The sequence below is a fragment of the Collinsella sp. AM16-21 genome (assembly GCF_003471905.1).
In the GTDB taxonomy this organism is placed as follows: Bacteria; Actinomycetota; Coriobacteriia; order Coriobacteriales; family Coriobacteriaceae; genus Collinsella.
Window position 1 is genome coordinate 386 of sequence record NZ_QRKJ01000027.1, and the last position, 5,121, is coordinate 5,506.

At 69.9% G+C, this 5,121-nt stretch carries 4 protein-coding genes; all 4 read right to left on the reverse strand.

All coding sequences use genetic code 11. The features are described 5' to 3' along the window. Nucleotides 1–156: 156 nt before the first annotated feature. Nucleotides 157–2,634, reverse strand: a complete 2,478-nt coding sequence (locus DW180_RS09950) for a VirB4-like conjugal transfer ATPase, CD1110 family (RefSeq protein ID WP_118238517.1) — start codon at nt 2,632–2,634, stop codon at nt 157–159. After that, on the reverse strand, nt 2,603–3,028 hold the full coding sequence (locus tag DW180_RS09955) for a PrgI family protein (RefSeq protein ID WP_118238518.1): 426 nt from the start codon (nt 3,026–3,028) through the stop codon (nt 2,603–2,605). The genes DW180_RS09950 and DW180_RS09955 overlap by 32 nt, the downstream gene beginning before the upstream one ends. Nucleotides 3,029–3,040: 12 nt before the next feature. Continuing rightward, entirely contained in the window at nt 3,041–3,256 is a 216-nt protein-coding gene (locus tag DW180_RS09960) for a hypothetical protein (RefSeq protein ID WP_006234636.1), read from the reverse strand. Nucleotides 3,257–3,340: 84 nt separating this feature from the next. Further along, nucleotides 3,341–5,121, reverse strand: a 1,781-nt coding sequence (locus DW180_RS09965; protein ID WP_147357396.1) for a VirD4-like conjugal transfer protein, CD1115 family, incomplete at its 5' end; no start/stop codon positions are given.

Sequence of the window (5,121 nt, forward strand, 5' to 3'; positions counted from 1 at the left end):
CGGGGCCTCCCGCCTCGTCGAGCGGGCCGGCTCCCTCCGAGACGTTTCCCAGGGAGTCGCGCTCGGTCTCCGCGACGTCGCCCGCGGTGAGCACGTCGCGGCGCCGCGCCCCGACCACCTCGAGCATCCCGCCGCCCTCGCTCGGGCCGGCCACTCCTATTCCTCCGCCTCTCGCGCCGCCCGGCGCATCTCGCGCTCGGCGACCTCTGCGGGCTTGGTGTTCCACAGGTCGTAGAGCGGGCCTTTCGGGAAGTCGTCGGTGATGGGCACGCGGATCCCGGCGCTGATGAGCAGCCCCTCGCCGGGCTTGACGGCGTCGCCGATGTAGCCGCGCTCCGTGGCGGAGAGCTGGAGCATCTCCGCCCATGCGTCGAGGTCGGCGGTGGACTGCTTGTGCAGCAGGAAGAACTCGGAGTTGAGCACCATGTCGCGGGCCTCGGCGTTGGCCAGCATGTGGCTCGTGTTCTGGCTGATGCCGGTGCAGATGAGGCCGAACTTGCGCCCCTCGCGCCACAAGCGGGCGAAGTACTCGACCACCGTCGGGTGCGCGAAGAGGCTCTGCACCTCGTCGATGTAGAGCCAGGTGTAGTTGGGGCGCGGCGGCGTTACCATCACGCGGTTGCGCACCATCTCGAGCGCCGTGATCATGCCGAACACGCGCATGTTCTGGCCGAGGCCGTGCATGTCGATGTTGGTGATGCGGTTGTCGAGCGCCACGTTGCTCTGGCCGTTGAAGAAGGAGAACGCGCCCTTCACGTAGCGCTCGTAGCGCAGCGCGATGTCGGCGGCCTCGGGCTCGGGCTGAGCGAGCAGCGCCGCGTGGAAGTCGCCGAGCGTGGGCAGGCGGCCGTCCCTCGCGCACTCCCGGTACGCCTCGCCGACGCAGCGGGCGATGATCGAGCGGTCGCGCTCAGGCAGGCCCTCGCGGCCCTCGGCCATGAGCGCGCTCGAGAGCGCGAGCACCGCGTCGGTCTTGTACGCGAGCTTGGCGGCGTCGGCGCGGTCCGCGACGTCGGCGGTGTCGAGGGGGTTGAGCACCGCCGAGCATCCCGGGGCGAGCTCGACGTTCGCGCCGCCGAGCGCGCCGACGAGGTTGCCGTACTCGCCGGCCGGGTCGAAGATCACGACCTCGTCCTCGGGGTGCGCGAGAACGGTGTTGGTTATCTCGCGCTTCACCGAGAAGCTCTTGCCCGAGCCGGGCTTGCCGCACACGAAGCCCATGGGGCTCGCCAGGCGCTTGCGGTCGCACAGCACCAGGTTCCCGCTCTCCTTGGACTGCCCGTAGTAGCCGCCGCCCGCCTCGTCGAGGCTCTGGCTGGCGAAGGGCATCTGCATAGCCACCTGGCCCGTGGTGAGGTAGCGGCTCACGGTGACGTGGTTGTCTCCGAGCGGGAGCACCGAGTTGAGAGCCTGGCGCTGCCGGAAGTGGAGCGGCTCGAGGCCGATCGTGCAGCCCTGCGCGACGCTCGTCACCTGCTGGACGCGGCGGTCGAGCTCCTCGAGGCTGTCGGCCCAGGTGTAGACGAGGCCCGTGTAGACGAACAGGCGCTCGGACTTGTTGCGCAGGAAGTCGAGCAGCTCCTCGGCCTCCTCCTTCGAGAAGCGCAGCTCGGGCGGCAGGATCTGGTAGTCGTAGCCCTTCTTCACGGCGCTCATCTGCTCGTCGATGATCTCCTTGTCCATCCAGTCGATCTGGCGCTTCACGAGCGCGAGCGCCTCGCTCTGCGCGATGGGCTGCACGTGCAGCGTCACGTTGAGCGGCAGCGGCAGGTCGATGATGGAGGCGAGGTAGGTCTCCTCGATGACCGACCCGAAGCTGCGCACCGCGAGCACCGCGCCGTAGCGCTCGTCGCTGCAAAAGCAGTCGGACCTGCCCTCGGGCTTGAAGTCGAGCGTGGAGGGCATGACGAAGTCCTTCGTGCGCGCGCCCGACGTCGGGGACAATTTGTCCCAGGAGAACTCGAAGCGCGACCCCGGGCGCAGCTGCCCCTGAAGGAGCTCGAGCCTCTCGGCGCCGTCGAGGGCGCGCGACGAGCAGCGTATGCGCGCGAGGGTCTGCTCCACGTCGCCCCGGATGCGCGCGAGCTTGGGCACCGCGGCGTCGACGTCGTCGGCGCCCACGGCGTAGGTCAGGTAGCGGTGGCGCACGAGGTTCGAGACGCCCTCGCGCATCTTGTCGTTGAGGATCCGGTTGTACTCTTCGGCGAGCCCGGCGGTGGCGCGCTCCCCGGGCTCGAAGAAGACCTTGCGGCCGACCTCGTCGGCGGGGATGGGCGCGTTCACTACCTGGAGCTGCACGTGGGAGTCCGCCGGGAAGTAGTTGAACAGCGAGCTCATCACGGTGAAGGCCGTCTCGCGCGCCTCCTTGCGCGCGGACTGGTAGCTGATGTCGGAGAACTCGACCGTCTGGCTGAACACCCCGGGCATCACCTGGGCGATCCCGTCCCTGTACATGGCGTCGTAGCCGACGTAGGCGGCCATCTCGCGCGAGCGGTCGCGCTCCCGGCGGCGCCTCTGCCGCTCGGCCTCCGCGCCCTTCGAGGCGTCCCTGCGCCCGCCCGTGCCGCCGAGGAGCAGCCCGAGGGTGCTCGGGCGCTTCGGCCTATTCTCCTTGTTGGTTCTTGCTCGGCTCATAGAGCTCGGCTCCTTTCTTCCTGGCCCTGCGCCTCGCGCGCCGCCCCGGGCGGCCCGGGCGCGGCGAGCCCTCGGGGAGGCTCGCGGCGAGGCAGGGCTCGTACGCGAGCAGCTGCGGGGAGAGCACGTGGGCCGCCAAAAGCGGCAGCAGCTCCTCGGCGCGCATGCCGAAGGGCCGCCAGAACCCGGCGAGCCAGAACGGCATGCTGCAGAGCATGATCGGGAAGGCCGCGTCCGCGACGTCTGCGTGCAGGCCCAGGTGGACGAAGGCAGCCGCCCCGACCGCGCTGCCGAAGCCGAGCGACACGCATGCGAGCGTGCGCAGGCTCATCTTCCCGACGATCTTCTCCTCGTACTCTCCGATGTCCTTCTGCACCGGTATCCGGAGCGCCATCCGCGACGCCCCCTATGCCGGCAGCCAGGACGTGTCCAGCTGCCCGAAGTAGACCGACGCGGCGATGATGATCGCGCCGCCGGCGATGGTGGATATGGCGGTCGCGATCTGCGGGCCGCCCTGCTGCTCCCTGATGGCCAGGCCGAGCGAGACCGCTCCCCACACGACCAGGAAGCCGCCGAGGAAGGTCACGCAGCCCGACACGAGCTTGATGACGTTTGCGAGCATGCTGCTCTCCTTTGCATTCGGTTGACGATGTTCCTTGCTGCTCCTCCCCCGCGGCGGGGGAGGCCCGCGCCCTCCGCGGCCCCGTCACGAGGCGCCGTCCTTCCGCCTGCGGTACTCCGCGAAGTCGAACGGGCCGCGGCGCGCGGCCTCCTCGAGCAGGCGCGAGCGCGGGTGGCGCTCGAGCCGGTACTTCCGGTCCATGAGCGGCATGCACCCGTTCACGAGCACGAGCGCGTCCTCGCGCGGCATGCGCGCCACCTCGGCGGGCTGTATGAGGTCGCGCTCGGAGATGCCGCGGTTCACGGTGCGGGTCCAGCCGGCGCCACGCGAGTCGCTCTGCGTCTCGCTCGCCACCGTCTGCTTGCCGGCCATCTTGCTGATCTCCTCGTTGGTCTCGTTCGCCTTGCCGCCCAGGTAGAGCAGCGTGTCGCAGGCGTTCACGATGGTCTCGGCGTTGTTGTCGCCGTAGGTCTCCTTCAGCTGCGAGAGCGACTGGGCGATCATCGAGACGGCGATGTTCCTGCTGCGGGTGACGGCGATGGTCCGCTCGAAGTCGGGTATGCGCCCGATGTTGGCGAACTCGTCGAAGACGAAGTGCACCGTCGTGGGCAGCGAGCCGCCGTGCGCCTCGAGCGCCTCGGCGCAGAGCGCGCTCACGGCTGTGTCCATGAGCAGGGCGAACAGGAAGTCGAAGGTCGAGTCGGTGTCGCTCATGGACGCGAAGAGCGCGATCTTGGCACCCTCGTCGCCCATGTGGGCGAGGTCGAGCTCGTCTTTGGAGGTGAGGTCGCGCACGGCCCGGATGGACAGCGGCTTCAGGCGGACGTTGCAGCTCGAGAGCATCGACTTCATGGTGTCGCCGGCGGCCACGCGGAACTCGCGGTAGCTCGCGAGCGCGAAGTCGTCGGGCGGCGCCGGCTCGCGGACCTTGGCCCACTCCCACGCGCCGTCCTCCTCGGAAAAGCCGCGCAGCGAGCCGCCCTCCGCCGAGGCGCCGCCGCGCCTCACGTAGCGCTCGCCGGTCTCCAGCTCGCGGAACACCATGTCGAGCGGGCTCATGTAGCCCGGGTCGTCGCGTGCGTCGGCGAGCGAGAGCAGCGTGAGCAGCCCGTCGAGGTTTCGGTCGGCGGGCTCGCAGTGCATGACGAGGTAGGCCGTGAGCGCGGTGTAGACCAGCCGCTCGGCCTTCTCCCAGTAGGGGTCGCCCTTGTGGTCGGCCTCGCCCTCGGTGTTGGCGACGATGCCGCGGGCGAAGCGGATGACGCCCGCCTCGTCGCGTATGTAGGCTATGGGGTTGAAGCGCATGGAGCGCGAGAAGTCGATGGTGTCGAACGCGCGGATCTCGTAGCCGAGCTCCGCCAGCGCGCCGCCCATCTCGCGGATGAGCGTGCCCTTCGGGTCGGTCACGAAGAAGCTGGCGTTGGCCTGCAGGAGGTTCGGCTTGACGTAGTAGCGCGTCTTGCCGGTGCCGGGTCCTCCCACCACGAGCACGTTGTCATTGGTGTCGGTGGAGAGGTCGAACCTGCGGCTCACGAGGCGGATGCGCGCGTTGTCGGTGAGGATGATGTTGTTGTCGGGGTCCTTGGCGTCGCCGAAGGGCGCGATGTCTTTAGGCGTGGCCCACCTGGAGCTCCCGTGCTCCTCGCCGTCGCGCCGGGCCCCCTTGGACCCCAGGGAGCGCGCCCAGGCGAGAAGCGCCGCGCACGCGCAGGCGGTCCCCGCGCACAGGGGAAGCGCCTCCGTTGAGAATACGCGTCCCGCGCGGAGCGCCGCCGGGATCGCCGCCATGGCGGCCTCCGGGTCGAGGATCGGGTTCGCGCCCGACGCCGCGAGGGCCGCGGCCGCGAAGTCTCCCGCGGCGAACG

Coding starts and splice junctions, on each gene's coding strand:
- DW180_RS09955 (WP_118238518.1), bottom strand. CDS start 3,028: ATGGCGCTCCGGATACCGGTGCAGAAGGACATCGGAGAGTACGAGGAG.
- DW180_RS09950 (WP_118238517.1), bottom strand. CDS start 2,634: ATGAGCCGAGCAAGAACCAACAAGGAGAATAGGCCGAAGCGCCCGAGC.
- DW180_RS09960 (WP_006234636.1), bottom strand. CDS start 3,256: ATGCTCGCAAACGTCATCAAGCTCGTGTCGGGCTGCGTGACCTTCCTC.